General features: G+C 44.1%; 19 protein-coding genes and 2 pseudogenes. 10 read left to right on the top strand and 11 right to left on the bottom strand.

Annotated features, from left to right (window positions below; all coding sequences use genetic code 11):
• Positions 1 to 361: 361 nt before the first annotated feature.
• Both AC0IYG_RS20410 and AC0IYG_RS20405 read right to left on the bottom strand, forming a co-directional pair.
• Positions 362 to 1,438 (bottom strand): helix-turn-helix transcriptional regulator, encoded by a 1,077-nt coding sequence (locus AC0IYG_RS20410; RefSeq protein WP_471712906.1) that lies wholly within the window; start codon positions 1,436 to 1,438, stop codon positions 362 to 364.
• 227 nt (positions 1,439 to 1,665) lie between these two features.
• A complete protein-coding gene (locus tag AC0IYG_RS20405) occupies positions 1,666 to 2,085 on the bottom strand; it encodes a hypothetical protein (protein WP_471712905.1) in 420 nt (139 codons plus the stop codon).
• Positions 2,086 to 2,471: 386 nt separating this feature from the next.
• On the opposite strand from AC0IYG_RS20405, the gene AC0IYG_RS20400 reads away from it, so the two are divergent.
• The 5 genes and pseudogenes from AC0IYG_RS20400 to AC0IYG_RS20380 all read left to right on the top strand — a co-directional run bounded on the left by AC0IYG_RS20400 (position 2,472) and on the right by AC0IYG_RS20380 (position 5,606).
• The gene (locus AC0IYG_RS20400) at positions 2,472 to 2,903 is read left to right on the top strand and encodes a hypothetical protein (RefSeq protein ID WP_471712904.1); all 432 of its coding nucleotides are present in this window, start codon (positions 2,472 to 2,474) and stop codon (positions 2,901 to 2,903) included.
• Positions 2,801 to 4,089: pseudogene (locus AC0IYG_RS20395) on the top strand (trehalose-6-phosphate synthase); the annotation flags it as partial. The gene AC0IYG_RS20400 and the pseudogene AC0IYG_RS20395, both read left to right, overlap by 103 nt.
• Entirely contained in the window at positions 4,041 to 4,715 is a 675-nt protein-coding gene (gene otsB / locus AC0IYG_RS20390) for a trehalose-phosphatase (RefSeq protein ID WP_471712903.1), read from the top strand. The pseudogene AC0IYG_RS20395 and the gene otsB, both read left to right, overlap by 49 nt.
• A gap of 33 nt (positions 4,716 to 4,748) precedes the next feature.
• Complete coding sequence (locus AC0IYG_RS20385) at positions 4,749 to 5,063, top strand: hypothetical protein (RefSeq protein WP_471712902.1); 315 nt, start codon at positions 4,749 to 4,751, stop codon at positions 5,061 to 5,063.
• 66 nt (positions 5,064 to 5,129) lie between these two features.
• A complete protein-coding gene (locus AC0IYG_RS20380) occupies positions 5,130 to 5,606 on the top strand; it encodes a DinB family protein (RefSeq protein ID WP_471712901.1) in 477 nt (158 codons plus the stop codon).
• Positions 5,607 to 6,141: 535 nt separating this feature from the next.
• Here AC0IYG_RS20380 and AC0IYG_RS20375 read toward each other — a convergent pair.
• The 6 genes from AC0IYG_RS20375 to AC0IYG_RS20350 form a co-directional block, all read right to left on the bottom strand.
• The gene (locus tag AC0IYG_RS20375; protein ID WP_471712900.1) at positions 6,142 to 6,543 is read right to left on the bottom strand and encodes a membrane dipeptidase; all 402 of its coding nucleotides are present in this window, start codon (positions 6,541 to 6,543) and stop codon (positions 6,142 to 6,144) included.
• Positions 6,544 to 6,563: 20 nt separating this feature from the next.
• Entirely contained in the window at positions 6,564 to 7,262 is a 699-nt protein-coding gene (locus tag AC0IYG_RS20370) for a membrane dipeptidase (protein WP_471712899.1), read from the bottom strand.
• 23 nt (positions 7,263 to 7,285) lie between these two features.
• Positions 7,286 to 7,678 (bottom strand): hypothetical protein, encoded by a 393-nt coding sequence (locus AC0IYG_RS20365; protein WP_471712898.1) that lies wholly within the window; start codon positions 7,676 to 7,678, stop codon positions 7,286 to 7,288.
• 13 nt (positions 7,679 to 7,691) lie between these two features.
• The gene (locus AC0IYG_RS20360) at positions 7,692 to 8,396 is read right to left on the bottom strand and encodes an alanine racemase (protein ID WP_471712897.1); all 705 of its coding nucleotides are present in this window, start codon (positions 8,394 to 8,396) and stop codon (positions 7,692 to 7,694) included.
• Positions 8,397 to 8,457: 61 nt separating this feature from the next.
• On the bottom strand, positions 8,458 to 8,931 hold the full coding sequence (locus AC0IYG_RS20355; RefSeq protein WP_471712896.1) for a RidA family protein: 474 nt from the start codon (positions 8,929 to 8,931) through the stop codon (positions 8,458 to 8,460).
• 99 nt (positions 8,932 to 9,030) lie between these two features.
• Positions 9,031 to 10,335, bottom strand: coding sequence for a gluconate:H+ symporter (locus tag AC0IYG_RS20350; protein WP_471712895.1), 1,305 nt, complete (start codon positions 10,333 to 10,335; stop codon positions 9,031 to 9,033).
• Positions 10,336 to 10,609: 274 nt separating this feature from the next.
• Between AC0IYG_RS20350 and gyrA the strand changes: the two genes are divergently transcribed.
• Positions 10,610 to 13,255, top strand: a complete 2,646-nt coding sequence (gene gyrA, locus AC0IYG_RS20345; protein ID WP_471712894.1) for a DNA gyrase subunit A — start codon at positions 10,610 to 10,612, stop codon at positions 13,253 to 13,255.
• A gap of 70 nt (positions 13,256 to 13,325) precedes the next feature.
• Positions 13,326 to 14,786, top strand: a complete 1,461-nt coding sequence (locus AC0IYG_RS20340; RefSeq protein WP_471712893.1) for a tetratricopeptide repeat protein — start codon at positions 13,326 to 13,328, stop codon at positions 14,784 to 14,786.
• Positions 14,787 to 14,982: 196 nt separating this feature from the next.
• On the opposite strand, the gene AC0IYG_RS20335 is transcribed toward AC0IYG_RS20340, so the two are convergent.
• A complete protein-coding gene (locus AC0IYG_RS20335; protein WP_471712892.1) occupies positions 14,983 to 15,792 on the bottom strand; it encodes a glycosyltransferase family 2 protein in 810 nt (269 codons plus the stop codon).
• 61 nt (positions 15,793 to 15,853) lie between these two features.
• Complete coding sequence (locus tag AC0IYG_RS20330; protein ID WP_471713255.1) at positions 15,854 to 16,642, bottom strand: glycosyltransferase; 789 nt, start codon at positions 16,640 to 16,642, stop codon at positions 15,854 to 15,856.
• Positions 16,643 to 17,247: 605 nt separating this feature from the next.
• Here AC0IYG_RS20330 and AC0IYG_RS20325 point away from each other — a divergent pair.
• From AC0IYG_RS20325 to AC0IYG_RS20315, 3 genes are read left to right on the top strand one after another with little or no spacing between them, the layout of a single operon-like run.
• Positions 17,248 to 17,571 (top strand): hypothetical protein, encoded by a 324-nt coding sequence (locus tag AC0IYG_RS20325; RefSeq protein ID WP_471712891.1) that lies wholly within the window; start codon positions 17,248 to 17,250, stop codon positions 17,569 to 17,571.
• A 14-nt stretch (positions 17,572 to 17,585) separates the two neighbouring features.
• Positions 17,586 to 17,735: a hypothetical protein gene (locus tag AC0IYG_RS20320; RefSeq protein WP_471712890.1), complete on the top strand. Its 150-nt coding sequence runs from the start codon at positions 17,586 to 17,588 to the stop codon at positions 17,733 to 17,735.
• Positions 17,732 to 18,187, top strand: a complete 456-nt coding sequence (locus AC0IYG_RS20315; protein ID WP_471712889.1) for a DKNYY domain-containing protein — start codon at positions 17,732 to 17,734, stop codon at positions 18,185 to 18,187. Before AC0IYG_RS20320 ends, AC0IYG_RS20315 begins: the two co-directional genes overlap by 4 nt.
• A gap of 26 nt (positions 18,188 to 18,213) precedes the next feature.
• Here AC0IYG_RS20315 and AC0IYG_RS20310 read toward each other — a convergent pair.
• Positions 18,214 to 18,873: pseudogene (locus tag AC0IYG_RS20310) on the bottom strand (hydroxypyruvate isomerase family protein); the annotation flags it as partial.
• Positions 18,874 to 18,994 lie beyond the last annotated feature (121 nt).

Below are 18,994 nucleotides of genomic sequence, written 5' to 3'. Positions count from 1 at the left end.
GTTTAGGAATTTTCGGGGAGGGTTTAGGTAATGATATAGTCAGTATGGCCGGGCGGTTATCGGGCGCTGATCTGTTGCGACATAACCTGCATTAATCGGATCTTTTTTTGAGCTTGTGCAACCTGCCCGTTATGCCACCTGCAAACGGATAAGATCAATAAAAGGCCGAGGATAAAAGATTGTAAAAGGAAATACCTGGACTTGGCGGTGCGCATGGGGTTTGAGTAAGTAGGTCTGACAGTTCAAATGTAGAAATAGCTCCGTTAATGCGTAGATATCGGGCATTCCAAAAACATTCCAATTTGAAACGGCTTGATTGACTGTTACTTGACGCGCAAAGAAAAATATGCACGCACGCACTTTAAATCGTCGCGATCACATCTTTGAGATCTGCCTCCTCGGGAAGGTTCAGCTTTTTGCGGATCCGGTGCCGGATCACGCGCACACTCTGAACCGAAATTCCCAGTGTGCTGGCCATTTCTTTATAGCCGAGATTGAGTCGGGCGAGCGCCATAAACCGGACTTCGGCAGGGGTGAGGCCGGGCAGTTTTTCACGCAGACGGGAAAGGTAACCCACATGGATTTTTTCAAAAAGATTTCTGAAATATTCCCACTGTTCGTCGGTCAGGATCGTGATCTTTTGTAATTCCTGGATCGTTTCCTCGCTGGCGGTGTTGCCGTACTTTGCGCTGAGCTCTTCGACCAGCTGATTCTTCTCGGAAATGCTTCTCGTAAATTCTTCCAGCTGCATCGTGGCAAAGTTCAGTTCCTGCTCCGCCTTTTTAAGCTGATCATTTACAAGGCGCTGTTTTTCGAGGTTTTTGTAATAATATGTTTTATAAAAATACAAAGCCATCACCACCAGCAAGAGCACAAGCACCAACAGAATGTTTCTTTCTAACGTCTTGATTTGCTTTTCTGCCGCAACCCGCTCCATAACCGCCCTATGCGCGGTTAACTGGGCCTTTTCACTTGCCCGCAGCATTTGCAGTGCATTGAAATTCCTTTCTTTAATGTTCTGCGCTTGATTGGATGAGTCTAGATAAATATTGGTCAAATGCAGATTGCCTTTTGCGGCATACACCTTTGCGGCAACCTGGTAAATCTGTTCCAGGGGTCTTGGATTTTCACCGACCTCTGCCAGTTTCCTGGCTTCCAGCATTGTCTTTTCGGCTTCGGCGATTTTATTCTCACGGATCAGGATGTCAGCCAGATAAGTCGTTAACTGAGCCGCCTGGGCGCGGTCGGATATAATGATGGCCTGATCAATGCTGGCTTTTAGGAGCGGCGTGGCGCGTGCATAGTTGCCACGGAGATAAGCGGTGTGTCCAAGATCGCCCTGCGCAATTCCTTTCCAGACGTTGAAGTCGTCAAGATCAATGTTGTTTAGGATTTTGGTGAAATAATAGTCAGCTGAGTCCAACTCGGAGATCTTCACATAAACTTAACCCGATCGTGTTCATGGCAATGTTATGCACGCCGCGCTGCTCCCGAATCACTTCCACCGTAATGGCCTCTCTGGAAAAGCGGATTGCATTTCTGTAATCAGCGAAAAAATAATAAGCTTCCCCGATCTGGGTCAGTATGAAGGACTTTTCAGGAAAATCTTTCCCGGATACGTTTTTTAACAGTGTATGGATTTTCAGATATTGGTCAAAAGCACGCTCATAATTTTTGGATTCTGTACCAGTAATATTGAGCCAGAAAACGGTGTGCGCGGATAATGATCTGCGTGTTATTTTCCTTGGCTGCCACATTGATAATGGCATGCAGACTTCTGATATGTTGTTTTTGATAAGCGACTTCCCTGCGATGGATTTCCCAGTTCAGCATGATCAGCATCAGATCCGCTTCAAGAGTCAGATCGTTGTCATTATGCGCAATGGCGACTGCTTTGAGCCGGGCAATGGATTTGAAGGACTCAATCGTATCCGGCTCGGCAATGTACATGTTGATAAACTTGCGCATCTCCGTATAACGTGCTGCGTGGGTTTTATTAACCATGTTTTCAAATTGGGCAACAGCCGGAAAAGCTGTCGTAAGGAGGGAGACAAGCAGAATAGAAAGCGTAAATATGCCCTTCATTTAAATAATTAGTTAACCGGATTCGTACCGGAGCGAGCATAGCAATTGGAATCAGGCAAAAAAAGTGGCGGCCATTTCGGGCCGCCTGCAACCCACAACAAAGAGTGGCACAGTATTAATCTGCGATTACACAATGTAGTCCTTGACTAATCTAAGGCTTTGAAACCCGTATTTGTGTTCATTCATCACTTTAATGTATGGAAAACAGCAGAATTAATCTGCTTGCAATCAGCTGCAAAACAGCTGGTGCCTCGATGAATCGGTTCCTGATAAAATGATGAAAGAGGTTGCAGGTGCTAAGCTAATACAAATCCTGACCACATCAAATTTTTCGTTTTTGGTACGCGAAAATGACGCATGGCACAGGTTTTTTAACTTTATTGGGGTTGCTACTGGAAAATTTAAAATCAAAAAATGAATCAGGAAGATTAATAATTGTTGCCTATCGATTACCATTCAAAATCGTTCGCGAGAACGATCAGGTGCAATTATTTCAAAATTCAGGAGGGCTCGTTTCGGCCGTGCTGTCATTGGTAAAGGAGCAAACGGGCATCGCATTTTCATCTCAGGAAAAGATCCAATGGGTCGGTTTTTCCGAAAATACGCAGGAAGAGCTGGAAGGCCAGACACTTGCAAACGACGACTTTGAAGCACATCCCGTGTTTATTTCCGAAGACGTCTCAACGAAAATTACTACGAAGGATTTTGCAATAACCTTATTTGGCCTTTATGCCATTATTTTCCCTCGCTTGCCCGCTTCGAAGACGATTATTTTGACGCTTATCAGGTTGCTAACCGGCTTTTCTTTGATAAAGTAAGTGAGATAATCCGGCCGGGAGATGTGGTTTGGGTGCAGGATTATCAACTAATGCTGCTGCCGCAAATGATCAGGGAAAAGCATAAGGACAATAAGATCGGCTTTTTCTTTCACATTCCTTTTCCATCATTCGAACTTTTCCGACTGCTGCCCGTAAACTGGCGCAAGGCCATTGTGGACGGCATATTAGGCGCCGATGTCGTTGGGTTTCATACAAATGATTATGTAGAATATTTTCTGAAAGCGGCCAGACTGGTTTCAGGTTATGGCAATAAGCTGCATTACATTAATATGAGCAACCGGATCGTAAAAATCGATTCATTTCCGATCAGCATTGATTTCGAGAAATTCAACAGCGCATATGACGAACCTGAGGTTGCAGAAGCCAGAAATGAGGCCCGGCAGTCATTAAACGAGAAATCATCTTCTCCGTGGACCGCCTCGATTATTCCAAAGGCATCATTCACCGGTTGCGCGGCTTTCAGCGGTTTCTGGAACGCTATCCTGAGTGGCATGAGAAAGTTTCGTTCGTCATGGTTGTCGTTCCATCGCGCGACACCATTGAGCAATATCAGCAAATGAAATCTGAGATTGACCAGACTGTGGGTCGCATTAATGCTGATTTTGGAAATATTTACTGGCAGCCGATTATTTATCAATATCGCTCAATGGCTTATCACGAGCTCGTGGGCATGTACACGGCAAGCGATGTGGCGCTTATTACACCCGTGCGGGATGGGATGAACCTTGTTTGTAAAGAATATGTGGCAAGCCGGAAAGACCGTAAGGGTGTTTTGATATTAAGCGAAATGGCAGGCGCGGCGGCCGAGCTTGGCGAAGCGCTGATCATTAACCCGCTGGACGTGCAGGACATTGCGGACGCCATTAAGAAGGCCTTCGAAATGCCGGAGGATGAACAGACCAAAAGGATGGATGCCATGCGCGAACGGATCATGGATTATGACGTTTTCACCTGGACCAATGACTTTTTTACCCAAATGACAATGCTAGAACAAGAACACGAACGCCTGAGACAGGTTTTTTTAACCAATAAAGGAATAGACGGCATCCGCAGGGCTACGAAACCTCAACGAACCGCATCCTCTTTTTTGATTATGACGGAACACTTGCTCCCATTGTGCCCGATCCTGCACAAGCGATTGTTTCTGAGGATGTTAAAAAACTGATTCTGGAAATTGCGAAACGCGATACGGTGATCATTATCAGCGGACGCGACCGGTATTTTCTGGATCAGCTTTTCAGAGATCTTCCCGTTCACATCATTGCCGAACACGGCGCACTTATCCGTACAAAGGGAACGGAGGAGTGGGTTTTGAACGAAAATTATGAGGAGAACTGGAAGGAAAGCATTCGGCCCATTATGGATATGTATGCGAAAAGATGCCCGGGTGCCTTTGTAGAAGAAAGGGAAACGTCGCTGGCCTGGCATTACCGCACAGCTGACGAGAAAGAATACGCGCAACGACGTGCGCAAGAGTTGCTATGGCAGTTGAAAAACTACATTCAGCCGGAATTGAACTTGCAAGTTATTGACGGCAGTAAGGTTGTTGAAGTGAAGAAAACCGCTTTTAACAAAGGAACCGCTGCACGTGCTTTTGTGGAAAACGGCGATTACGACTTCATTCTGGCCATTGGCGACGACACGACGGATGAGGACATGTTTGAAGCACTGCCGGACACTGCGTATACGATAAAAATCGGTGACGATCTTTCCGCTGCACGAAACCACATAAGAAGTCAGGATGAAGTGTTTCATTTTCTTAACTTTATGGTTTCTCCTGTGGGGGAATGACCGTTTAGTATTTTCTAGAAACTGAAACAGGTTGTGCCAGACGCATATTCCGTAAACCAGCATGCTGACCAGTTAGAAGGCCTTCGCGTTCTAGTGAATGCCGTGAGGCCGCTTTCTGATGATGATTGGAATGCATTTACTGCTGTTTGGAAGCCATATGCGTCTGGCAGAAAAGAAGTTGTCACTGCCGCCGGGGCAGTGGAGGGATATCTTTATTTTGTTGTAAAAGGCATTCAGCGCGTTTATTATTTTGATGATCAAAACCGCGAGGCGACGCTGGCTTTAATGTATCCGCCATCGTTTGGTGGCGTTGTGGATTCGCTGCTTTTGAATAAGATTAAGATCTGAAATGTTGGTTTTTACCAATCTTTTAATGCGCTGCCGGATGCAGTTTTGCATTATAAATCATATAATATGAAACCGGTAAACAAATCAGAACTGCTTTTCCGCCTAGAAAATAAAGTCGAAAGCCATATTTCGGACGCAGTGGCGCTTTTTCAAAATAGAAGTGAAGAATCCTTAAACGCGCCCTCGGAAACGGGTGGATGGAGCATTGCCCAATGTCTCGACCACCTGAACAGTTACGGGAATTTTTATCATCCGCACATTCATGAAAAGCTTTCTAGCTCGCCAAACAGTAAAAATCCGGATTTCAAGAGCTCCTGGTTCGGCGCTTATTTTACCAAAATGATGGATCCACAGACGGGAAAAACAAAGTATAAAGCAATGAAAGGGCACACTCCGCCTTCGACATTGAATGCTGCGGAAGTTATAGGAGAATTTATCAGGCAGCAGGAGGAGATGACTTTTTCGATTGCGTCAGGCCCGGACAAAGGACCTGAAACGCGTATTAAGATACCAACGTCAATTACAAAAGCTTATCAAGCTTAAACTCGGAGACGTTTTTCAATTTCTCATCGCACATAACGAGCGCCACATCCAGCAGGCCAAAAGAAACCTGATCAGAGAAAAAGCATTGTGATCAGCTCATTGCCAGTCCTTTTGCTTCGCTAAGGTTTTCCAGTTTTACAAAGTGGCAGACATAACCTGCCGAGCGCAGCAACAGCCTGGATCTTCGAGAAATCCGAAAGTTCGGGAAGTAAGGGTCAGCAATAAATCCTGAAAATCGTAAGCCCAGTGTTTTACATTAAGCTGTTTAAGGCAATCGTGCAGTCTCTGGAAGGATTTATTGTTCTTTATTTTGGTTGCGAAATGAAATCTTATATGTATTACGCATGGGTTCTGAAAATGAAGGATAATGGCAATGCATGTCGGCAAAATGATGCGCTCATACACTTTAATCAAAGATGCTGTTTATTTATAATAATTCCAGATAAGAAATGTTAAAAGATCTTTAAAATGGAGTGCAAAAGAAAAGCTCTGCAACGATGATGTAAGTTGCAAAGCTTTTTCCTGAAACACTTTATTATAATATTAAGAGATTGATTAGATTTTTTCTAAGCAAATCAATTTCAACAGCTCCGCTCCAAAAAATCCACCCAGTTACGCCACATAATTTGCTCAATGTCGGTTGCAGAATAACCACGTTTTTCCCAGAATTCCGGTAATCGATTGCAGGTCGGAGATAGAATCCAGGTCCATGGGCGAGCTGCTCTTTACCATAAGCGCCGTCCAGATCCGAGCCTATGCCGACGTGCAGTGCATTTCCTGCAATCTGGCAAATGTGATCAATGTGCTCGGCAACATGCGCAATGGTCAGTCCCATGCTTTCGGGTGTGGATTTGCCACGAACCCCGCCAGGAACCATCATCCACGCGTCGAAGGCCATCCCGATAACCGCTTTTCTTTCAAGCAGTTCCTTGATCATTTCGTCGGAAAACTTGCCTGTTATGCGGCGGTCATTTTCCGGACAAGATTATCACTTGCCCAAACGGGCCCTTTGTAAATGTTCATTGCCTCCCAGAATGCCGTGTCGCATAAATGCGTGGCATCGAGGATCATATTCAGTTTGTCCATTTCCACCAGCAGATCCTTACCTTTTTGGGAAAGCGGCTGATCCGAATCCGTTCCATAAGCATAAACGCCCGGCCCGTAATGTGCTGGCCCAATCGCACGGAGACCGTATTTGATATGCGGTTTCCAGGTTTTTGAGCGAGATAAGTCCGAATCCGCTCCTTCTAAACTTAAAATGTATCCGATCGGCAGGTTTTCAGTCCATTCCGCATTTTGCCAAAGCTGCAAATGTGCGTGCAGACCTTTCAGATCGACGATCTGTTTCATCTCGCCGGCTTCTTCCATCGCTTTATACCAGGCAATCTGCGCTTGCGTCTGCGCCCAGGCCTGGGCTTGTGAATGCCAGCCGGGGATTTTGCTGTCAGGTTTTACAAAGCGCGCAATTTGGGTTGCAACGCACATGCCAATATTTCCTTTGCGCATTTCAGGAAAGCTCACAACGCCTTTGCCGCGATCCGGCTTATCGGTCATATTGGCTTCCCGCTGCCGTATTGCATGCAGATCTTGTGTGAGGTCGCGGTTCCATTCCACTGCATTCATGGAAAGGTCAAGGTGCGCGTCGAAAAGAAACATTTTTATTGGTTTAGGATTGATAATTAAATGGTTATGCGCCTGTTGCGCGCAACGATTTTCCACTCATCAGTAACCTGCCCGTCTTCGATCACCGAGGCGAAGTCGTGCAAGGCAACGGTCGGGCATATGTGAAAGGGCAGTGCATACAGCACATCACCGATTTGCACCGCGTCCCAAACTTCTTGACCAACTTCCAAAACACCGTGCTCTTCACTTTGGCCTGTCACTTTGTAATTACTCAGATTCAGTAATTTGAAGCGGTTCTCAATCGGATTTTCGGCGGCAACTGCCTTATGCCCAAGATCAATAGTAACGACGCCCGCAGCTGGCTTGGAAACGACGCGCGTAAGGACCAGAGCGGCATGCTCGAATGGCTGACCATCGAACCGGTCGCCGTAACCCCAGTCCCAAAGCACATTTGTGCCCGGGCTAAGAAAGACATTCGCGACGCAGGGCGTGGACCGTAAAAGACGGTGACCCGCCTGCAATGATCATCGGCTCTGCGCCAGTATGCGTTTTGATCAGATCAAAAAGAGGCAGCACTTTCTCAAAAGCCTGATCCACTTCCGATTTGCGCTCGGTGAATTCCGGATTGCGCAAATGGCCGTCATAAACGTGAACGCCTTCAAATGAGACATTTGAAAGCGTCGAAATGTAGCGATAGAGCGATAATATGGTTTCGTCCGTCACGTGTCCGGAGCGGTTCATACCATTGTTCACGTCTAAAAATACATGCGCAACAGCGCCCTTAGCAACTGCGGCTTCGTTCAACTGGTCGGCTGACGTTTCGTTATCAACCAAAGACGCAAATGTGACGTCGCTGAATTTTTCGCGCAATGCAAACAACCGTTCAATGTTCGGTCCAACCATTTGGTAAGACAACAAAATCCACTTTGCGCCAGAATCTGCGAGCATTTCTGCTTCTGCAATGGTGGCGCATTTGAATTTATTAATGCCTTGCGAAAGCTGCAATTTTACGATTTCGGCAGATTTATGCGTCTTCACATGCGGGATAAGCCGATCTGCGTCACCCGCGATTTTGACCATGCCACGAATGTTATTTTCAATGCGATCCTTATAAAACAGGAGTGAAGGCGAGATGACGCGCTCTGGATTTTTGAGTTGAAACCACATTATTTAAGGAGTGAATGATTGACTGATTGAATGAGTGAATTTGAACTAATATTCATTCAACCTATTTTTCTTCAAGCTCGAACATCACTTCAATTTCCACCGGAATGTTGTCGGGAAGGCTTCCCATTCCTACGGCGCTTCTTACGCCGATTCCGTTTTCTTCGCCCCAAATTTTGGCAAAAAGCTCGCTGCAACCATTGATAATAAAAGGATGTTTTTCGAAATCAGGCGTGCAGTTAACCATTCCTAAAACTTTTATCACGCGTTTGATGCGGTTAAGGCTGCCCAGGTTTGCTTTCAATGTTGAAAGGATCGTTAATCCAACCTGGCGGGCTGCCAGCTTGCCCGCATCTGCATCCATATCTTTTCCGATGCGGCCTTTAATGAGTGTTCCGTCGTCCTGCACAGTTCCGTGGCCAGAAACGTAAACCCAGCGTTTGTCGACAATTAAAAGCGGCTTGTAAACGCCAAGTGGCTTAGGCGCAGGCGGTAAGTTAAGGCCTAAGGCAGCGAAGTTTGATTCAGCAGTATCCATGATTATTGAGTGAATGAGTGAATGTGAAATTTTGAATGAGTGAATGACCGAATGAGAATGCTTATTCAGTCATTCAATCATTCACTCATTCAGGATTGGTCACACGAACAAATTTAGCACTAAAACGCCCAGTAATCCCATTACAGACACAATTGTTTCCATCACAGACCAGGTCAAAAGCGTGTCTTTGATGCTCAGATTGAAGTATTCTTTAAAGAGCCAGAAACCGCCGTCGTTCAGGTGGGAAAACATTAAACTCCCTGATCCAATGGACAATACAAGCAATTCGGGCGAAACATCAGAGGTTACTAAAAGTGGTGAAAGTATGCCCACCGTTGTGAGTCCGGCAACCGTGGCTGAGCCAACACAAACACGGATAATTGCAGCAATTCCCCAGCTTAGTAATAATGGCGAAATGTCGACGCCTTTCAGACTTTCGGCAATGAATGTGCTTACACCGCTGGCGGTCATGATTTCTTTAAAAACACCCGCTCCGGCAATGATCAGCAGGATAACGGAAACACCTTTAAATGCTTCCTCCATTGATTTGCTGACATTTTTCATATTCATCCCGCGACGAATTCCTAAAACATAAGCAGCAAACAAAACAGAGATCAGCATCCCGAAATAGGGCTCAGCAAGCAATCCGATTATTTTATTGTCAGGATAAATGCGTTTGACTCCCGACATGGAGGTTAGCAAAAACACAGGAAGTAAAGCGGTTATGACACTGATTCCCAGGCCAGGCAACTCGGCAGTAGGACGAGGTTTTACATTAAAAAGATCTTCGTCCGGCTTGGGTTGAAAGCGTTTTAATGTGCTCCCGAAAAGCGGACCGGCCACTGCAATGGCCGGGATGGAAACGATAATTCCGTATAAAAGGGTTTGACCAAGATCCGCATTCAGCTGGCTGGCGATGGCGGCAGGCGAGGGGTGAGGCGGGAGATAACCATGTGCAACGGATAATGCAGAAAGCATGGGAACGCCTACATATAATAAAGGAAGACGTGCAGTTGCGCTGATCATAAAAATCAACGGGATTACAATGACGAAACCTGCATTATAAAACAGCGGGATGCCGATCACAAATCCGGCCAGCGCCATTCCCCACTGAATGTATTTTTTCCCGAAAAGGCCGATGAGCGCATCCGTTATTCTTTGCGCCGCGCCACTGTCCGCGACCATTTTTCCTAGCATGGCACCAAAGCCAACGATGAGCACCAGATCGCCCAATGTGCCGCCGACTCCTTTTTGAATTGCTTTACTGACCGTTTCAACATCGAGCCCGCTCGCTAGTCCTAAACCGATGGAAACAAGTAGAAATGATATAAATGTGTCAATTTTAAGCCAGGCAATGAGTGCAATAAGCGCGATAATGGCAATAAATGTCAATAATAACGGCATAATGGAGCGGGAAAAAGTAAGCGTTTAGGTTAGAAGCTGGAAGAAACTAAAATTTAATCATAGAAGCGAATTAAGTTTTGAAACGATATTAGCCGGGTAATTTCCGAAGGATCACGGATATACGAAATGAAAGTCGAAATAGCACAAAAGATAGTTTGTTAGAATGCTTTAAAATAGCGAAATTTGACTTTTTAGAACTAACATTATTGTATTAATTCATTGGGTAGTTGGATTTCAGCTGCTCGTTTAAATTTCGATTCTTTTCTAATTCTTTATGGCAGAATCTTCTGGTGAAAACATTATCCCCATTAATATTGAGGATGAAATGCGTGGAGCATACATCGATTACTCGATGTCAGTTATTATTTCCCGCGCTTTACCCGACGTTCGCGATGGTCTAAAACCGGTGCACAGGCGTGTGTTGTACGGGATGTCGGATTTGGGGGTTAATTACAACCGCTCGCATAAAAAATCAGCTCGTATAGTAGGGGAGGTTTTGGGTAAATATCACCCGCATGGCGATTCATCTGTTTACAACACAATGGTGCGGATGGCCCAGCCGTGGTCTTTGCGTTATCCATTGGTTGACGGACAAGGAAACTTTGGATCCGTGGATGGAGACAATCCTGCGGCGATGCGTTACACAGAGGCAAGGCTGAAAAGACTTGCTGACGAACTTTTGAACGACCTTGGAAAAGACACGGTCGATTTTCAGCCCAACTTTGACGATTCGCTGTCAGAACCTTCGGTGCTTCCTGCCAAATTCCCTAACCTGCTTGTAAACGGTTCATCCGGAATTGCTGTGGGTATGGCGACGAATATGGCGCCGCACAACCTTTCAGAGGTGATCGATGGCGTTTTGGCATACATTGATAACAACGAGATCACCATTCCGGAATTGATGGAGCACGTTAAGGCGCCGGATTTTCCAACGGGAGGGATTATATATGGTTACCAAGGCGTAAGGTCAGCATTTGAAACCGGTCGCGGCAGCATTATCATGCGTTCCAAAGCGCAATTTGAGGTTTCAAAAACAGGTCGGGAGCAAATCATCATTACTGAAATTCCTTACATGACCAATAAAGCCGCGATGATCGAAAGGATCGCCGGCCTTATTAATGATAAAAAACTGGATGGAATTTCGGATATCCGTGATGAATCTGACCGTGACGGAATGCGGATCGTTTTTGATCTTAAAAAAGACGCCGTTCCAAACATTGTATTAAATCACTTATTCAAATATACGCCGCTGCAATCGAGCTTCGGGGTGAACAATGTGGCGCTCGTTAAAGGACGCCCGGTAACGCTTAATCTGAAAGATTTGATTAAGCATTATGTGGAGCACCGGATTGTTGTCATCACACGTCGTACAGAATACGAACTGCGCGAAGCTGAAAAGAGAGCGCATATTTTGCAAGGTTTGCTTATCGCGCTGGATAACCTGGATGCCGTAATCACATTGATCCGTAATGCACGTGATCCGGAGATTGCGAAAACGGGTTTGATGGAGTCGTTCGAACTGAGTGAAATTCAGGCAAAAGCCATTCTTGAACTTCGTCTGCAACGGTTGACAGGTCTTGAAAGAGACAAGATCGTGAAGGAATACGAAGAGATCATGATTTTGATCACCGATTTGAAAGACATTCTTGCCAACGAATATCGCAAGTTTGACATCATTAGAACGGAATTGGGCGAAATCAAAGATCGCTACGGAGATGAGCGTCGTACCAAAATCGAGTTCTCTGCCGAAGAGTTCAGCGATGAGGACATGATCCCGGATGACGAAATGTTGATTACAATTTCGAACGAAGGATACATTAAGAGAACACCATTAGCAGAATACAGAACGCAGACAAGAGGAGGAGTAGGGTCCCGCGGTGTGAAAACCAAAGACACTGATTTCACCGAGCATTTGTTCTCGGCTACGATGCTGAACTATCTGCTGATCTTTACAGAATATGGTAAGCTGTTCTGGATGAAGGTTTACGAAGTGCCAGAGGGAAGCAAACAATCGAAAGGCCGACCGATCCAGAATTTGATCAGTTTAGAAAATGGTGATTCGATTCGTTCAGTGATCAACGTTCGTACTTTATCGGATGCGGATTATATCAACAATAATTACCTCATTATGTGTACGCAGCAGGGCACAATTAAGAAAACCTTGCTCGAAGCATATTCTCGTCCGAGAACAAACGGGATCATCGCGATTTCTATTAATGAAGGTGACCGCTTGCTGAATGTTGCATTGACCAATGGAGACAATGACATTGTAATCGCTTCAAGTGCCGGACGCGCTGTTCGTTTCAATGAAAAAGGTGTTCGCCCGATGGGAAGAACTGCGGCCGGTGTGCGCGGTATCAATCTGAACGATCCGGATAATAAGGTGATCGGAATGGTTTGTATCAATCGCGAAGATGCGCAGCTGCTTGTTGTGTCTGAAAACGGTTTTGGAAAACGTTCTGATATAGACAGTTATCGCATTACAAAGCGTGGCGGAAAAGGTGTTTCGACCATGAATGCGACGGACAAAGTGGGTAAACTTGTTGCAATCCGTGAAGTTACAGAGCAGGATGATTTAATGATCATTACCAGAAATGGTATCGCCATTCGCATGAGTGTGCTTGATATCAGGCTGGCTGGACGTAACACCCAGGGTGTGAAATTGATCCGATTGAACAACTCTGATGAAATCACTTCTGTAACACGCATCCTGAAAGATCCGGATGAAAAAGCGGAAGAATTGGACGAGGACGGCAATGTGATCAAAACTTCTCCTGCAATTGAAGGAACTTCCGACATGATCATCGTTTCAGCTGATGAACAAATAGAGGAGGGGGACGACGATGAAGACGTCATCGAAGATGAAGACGATGAAGAGGCAGAAGATGAAAATGACGCTTCTGACGAGCCAGAGGCATGATTTTTGTAAAAATTATATTAATTGATTTATATTTAAGCGAACAACCAATCACAACCTAAGTTTAATATTTATGAAAAAACTGTTTTTTGTTTCTGCACTTAGTCTGTTCAGCATGGCTGCATTTGCGCAGGATGATGCTGTCAACAAGGCTATGGTGGATCAATTTCGTAAGGATAAAGAGAAAAGCGATAAAGATATGAGCGATCCGAAAAGCAGCGCGAAAGCGGCATTTTGGATGGAAAGAGCAAAACTTTATGAAAACATCGCTTTACAAGGCTCAGCAGTAGATTCTAGCGCAGCTAAAACTTCTCTGGAAGCTTATAAAAAGGTTGTTGAGCTGGATAAAACGAAAAAAGGAGAACCAGGTAAATCTGCCAAAGAAGCTGAAAACGTGCTTGCAGGCGGAGAAGGTTCACAACTATTCAATGCATTTGTAAAACAAGGCGCCGAGAAATATCAGGCGAAAAACCTGAATGGTGCACTTGAAATGTTCACAGCTGCGCAAGAGATCAACAAAAAAGATACACTTGCTTCACTTTATGGTGGAATCGCTGCGCAACAGCTTGATAAAAAGGACGTTGCAAGAGATCAGTTTGAGAAATATGCAGCAAATGGCGGTAAAGATCCAAGCGTATTTTACGGATTGGCTCAGTTGTACAGAGAAGAGAAGAACTTTGACAAAGCAATCGAAACTTTGAACAAAGGTTTGACTCAATCTCCTAACAACAAAGACCTTAAAGCGGAAGTAGTTAACATTTTGCTTGCGTCAGGTAACGAATCGAAAGCGATCAGCGAGCTTGAAGCATTGGCACAATCTGATCCAAAGAACATTCAGAACGTGGTTAACCTTGCAATTCTTTATGATAACATGCAACGGACTGCGGCTGACAGCGTGAAACAATTGAGCGCTAAAATGGGGTCGGGGAGCAAAGGTGCTGCGAGCCTTACCAAAAACCTCGAAGCTGAAAAAGGCAAAATTGAAGTTTACGACGGAGAGGTTAAGCGTATCAGTGCTTTGATCAAGAAGCAACCGAAAAACGCCGATTTGAAACGTCAGCTTGCAGATGTGAATGCTAAGAAAAAAGAAACTTTGGCAACTATCGCAACGATGGAAGGTGAAGTGAAAACAGCACAAGCATCAGCACAAAGCGGAGATGCAGCCGGCAACGAAAAGAAGCTTGCTGATCTGAAAGCAAAACAAAAAGAAGCAAGTGACAAAGCAATTGCCAGTTACAAAAAAGCTTTGGAAATCGACGGAGCTAATTATGATGCGCTGTACAACTTAGGTGTTTTCTATTTCAACGAAGCAGTTCAATTGAAAGGCGAAGTTGATAACATGAACATGACTGAGTATCAACAAAGAGGTAAGGAAATTGAAGGCCGTGTTTGCGGAAAATTCAAAAAAGCAAAACCTTACTTCGAAAAAGCAATTCAAGCAAAAGACGAAGCTGAGGCTAAGGAAAACTTGACAACAGTAAACGGAGTCCTTGAACAATTCGCTGGCAAAGGCGTTGCTTGTGTAGAGGAATAATGTTGTAAGAAATATAAAATGGGAAAAAGAAGCAACGAGAGTTGCTGCTTTTTTTTGTGTTTAGGATTTTGAACTTGATTTTCCAAAAATGCTGCTCCAAATTAGCTTTGCTTTCAATCCCCAAATCTGTCGATAGATAAAAGCGAGTTTCTTAGACTTTCGATTTTTCTGTATAAAATATAATATTTCGAAATGCTTATAAATCAACCTTGCATATTCTAGCGAAAAAGTATGTGACAAGCCTTCGTTCGAAAAGATAGGTCAGGCGATTTATAAAAGCTTGATCTTTGTTTCGAGAGAAGGCTGCGCAATGTTTTATCCACTCTAAATCTTTCCGCAGTTTAGCGACATCTCTATTTTCATGATAATGTATGTTTTTGGAACTTCTTTTGTTTAAAATGTCGGTTGAACTATCTGAATGCTGGCGGTAACTCACCAGACATTGAGGAATATACGAGATAGACCCGAGGCTGGTTGCCACATATGCAATCCAGTGATCGTGATAGTAAGCAGAATGGAAGGGGAGGATGAAAGGAAGAAGTTCCTTTCGGAATAAGCAAGCGTGCCCTGACACACAATTAAAGAAAAGAAATACATTAGGATCATCGCCGTAATACAGGTTTATAACGTCAGACATCGCCTTGTTCATAAGCGACCCGTCTTCATTCAAAAACGCTGAGTCGTGATAAATAAGTTGATGGTTCGCAATGTTCGTCATTTGCAAGGTTAGTTTGCCCAAGTCCCAAATGTCATCCTGGTCAGATAACGCGATGTATTGACCAGTGCATTGACGGAGTGCTTTTTCGAAATTTTTAGCATGACCAACATTGACTTCATTCCTAAATATCTTAATCCGTGGATCCATTGACTGATATTCACTTAGAATTTCCCAACTGCTGTCACAGCTGCAGTCATCCACGGCAATGATCTCGATGTTTTTGTAGGATTGATTCAGTATTGAATCGAGTTGCTCAGATAAGAAACGCTCGCCATTATAGACGCACAATGCTATCGATATTAAAGGCTTGGGAACATTTTGAACAGTCTTATTAATTGATATCAGCATCTTACCTTACCAAAAGCCTCTTGAACTTCAAGCCCCAAATCTTTCTGAGTGCGAAGAAGAAATTACTGATATTCCCTTTTTTCCTGATTTGAAGAAGTGACGTTTTATTCCTCAAAATGTTAAGACCATATGCTATATTAATAAAGGAAGAGTTTGTTCGTAGGCTTTGTCGATATAGAGAAGTAATCAAATGCTGGGAGGCCGATTCCCTCGAAGCACATATTTGTAGCCACTTACTCTCTTTTAACAAACCTTCCACCAGGCTCTGTTGAGTCTTCAATTTGGTTGTTCCCAAAGCAAGAATGTCTGTGCAGTTGGTTGAATGCATCCGATATTGCACAAGTTCTTCGTTTACGAAATCTATGGATCCCATGCAACAGCACACAAATGCAAGCCATTGATCGTAATAATATTCAGTTGGAAAAGGTAAAGCATAAGGCAGAACCGACTTTTGGAACAAAATACTATGTCCAGAAACACAGTTCATAAATAAGAAAGCCTCTGGCTGTGAGCCTTTGTAGAAGTTAAACTTGTCGGACATTTTGTAATGCATGGATTGTCCGGAACTGTCAATGAAGTGTGAATCGCAGTAAATGAGTAAGTTGTTCTTAATGGCGTGATACTGAATTTCAAGTTTGTCGTTTCTCCAAATGTCATCCTGATCTGAGATGGCGATGAGTTCTCCATTACAGAGGCCGAGTGCTTTGCCAAAGTTCAGATTGTAACCAAGTCTGGCTTCGTTTTGGAAAATTCTAATGAAGGCATGTTTAGCTTGGTAACTGAGTAAGATGTCAAACGTCGAATCAGTTGAACAGTCATCTCGACGGCAGCAATTTCAAAATTTTGATAAGACTGGTTCACGAGTGAGTCCAGCTGTTCGGCCAAGTATTTGTCACCGTTGTATGTGCAAAGGGCAATTGAAATTAGTGGTTTGCTCATTGATCCTTAAATGTGTCGGGATCAATATTCAAATTTGTGAATGTATTAATAGAAAGGGATGAGCGAAGGGTATCCAGTAATTTTCTGAATCGGTTATGGTGATCTGTTTCCCAGAGAAAGTCTATTTAACATAATATAAATTATACAACAATCATGTCTGGGTTTAAGGCATTAGACATTAACTGAGAATTCAGTTATTTCGGGCTCGACTTAGGGATAAGTGTTTCTATTCATATTCTAAGCGGGATGCGTTTGTATAGAATCTGTTGTAACAAATTGATTTCTAGCATTTGCTTTAAAGAATTATGTCTTTCGAAAATCCTGTGCATGATTTGCATTTTGACATGCATATAACTTGAATGCTGCCACTTGAGAGAAAATTGTCCTTTAAATAATTGACTTGAATCAATTGCGGGCGTCTGGTCAATCTTTGTGCAAAAACATTCAAGCATTAAGATGGCTGAGCACCAACATTTAAAAAGTAAACTGATCATCATGGGGTTTCTCGCAATTGTTTCTAATTTGTTTTACTGCGCTGATAAAAAGTCGGGATTCAAACCAGGTGCGCTGACTCCCCGCGGTTATCATGTAAAAGATGGCAAGGCTTATTGGTATGGTGGTTTCAGCAATGCATCACTGTATGAATTGACAAGCGCCAATGCTGAGACATTCGAAGTTTTCGATAAAAGATTTCCCGGTTATGAAAGTGCTGCTGAATTCGCTGGTGATGATCAGGTCGTGTACTATCAGGGAAACTTAATTAAGGAAGCTGATTCTTGAAACTTTCCGGATCCTTGGTGGCTCACTTAGTAAGGACGCCGAGCATGTGTTTTCGCGATGGACAGTTTTCGTCGGACGACGCGCAGCATTTCGTCAAGGTTGACGGCGGACTTTATAAAGATAGCAAGCACGTTTACCGCGGCGATCACATCGTTTCTGCATGATCCTGGAAAATCTGCAATACATTGGCGAGTTCGGCTATTTGAAATATTTCAGCGATTCCAAAGGCATTATTGCAAATGACATGCGCGTCGATTCAATTACATCAATTCATTTCAGACCGCTCGAACATGCATATGCGGTTGATCAATGCCCAGGTGTTTGTATTGCAGAATGCTCGTCTGGAGAGAAATCAAGAATGTGGATGCAAAGCAGTTTTCACGTCATCACACAATTTTACACAAAAGACAAATCCAGTGTATTTTGGCGGGGCGAAAAATTGGTGGACGCCAATCCGAGTGTATTCAAAATTATTAGTGAAGAACATCATTGCAGTTGTGACGACCAGAGGGTTTATCATCAAAACAAATTAATCCCGAATGCCCATCCTGCCAACTTCCCAATCGGTAAGCGTTTCAAATATTGCAATGACAGCGAGATTGTTTTTGAAAAGTAAATTCAAACAATCCCGCTGTTATCGTGTTAAGCAATGTCACAAATCTGAACACATTGTTTCAACGAAGCTAACGGTTCTCTTTTTTGGGATAAACTCCTGAGCAACATATCCTTTCGAAACCGGTGTCTGCAATGGCTTTCATGATCGCCGGATAGTATAACTCCTGCCCTTCGTCAATCTCATCTCCGGCCAGGGACGCCCCCAGTGTGATAATGTCCGATGTATTTATGATATTTTTTTGATCGTCGCGATTACGTCACCTTCCATGATCGACACTGCTGGCAAATGTCGTATAGCAACTTAAAGTGCTCTGAACCAACCATTTCGCAAAGCCCTTGCACCCCAGGAAGTGTGGTCACACATGTAATCTTTGTGATTCACTTTGCTGTTGAGCAGCTCCATAATCATGGTAATGCCGTACTTTTCAGCGGAAGGCATCAGCCTCCGAAGTCCGATGGCCGAGATTCACGCATGCCGTCAATGTCCGACATTCCTTTTCTGTTTCCGGAACAACAAATGACAGTCGTATAACCTGCTTCTTTCAACTTCGGGAAAATCTCTTCGTAGCTTTTTACCAGCTCATCATGCAGTGCAAGATCGTTAAAGCCTTTTTCGATTCCCATGCCGGCGCCGTTCGGTAAGGCGCAAGTCAACCCATGCTTTTTCAAAACGGGCCATTCTTCCGGCTGAAGCGGCGCACGAAAAATGCGAAAGCGTTTCACGATAAATGCGAAAACTAGAGAACGGACAATGAGAGGCTCGGTTAAATACCGGCTTCGACAACCGAACGAGTAGAGGACATAACAC

The sequence above is a fragment of the Dyadobacter sp. AC419 genome (genome assembly GCF_979253085.1).
Note: the sequence above shows the minus strand (reverse complement) of the source record. Positions and strands in the feature narration are given on the sequence as shown.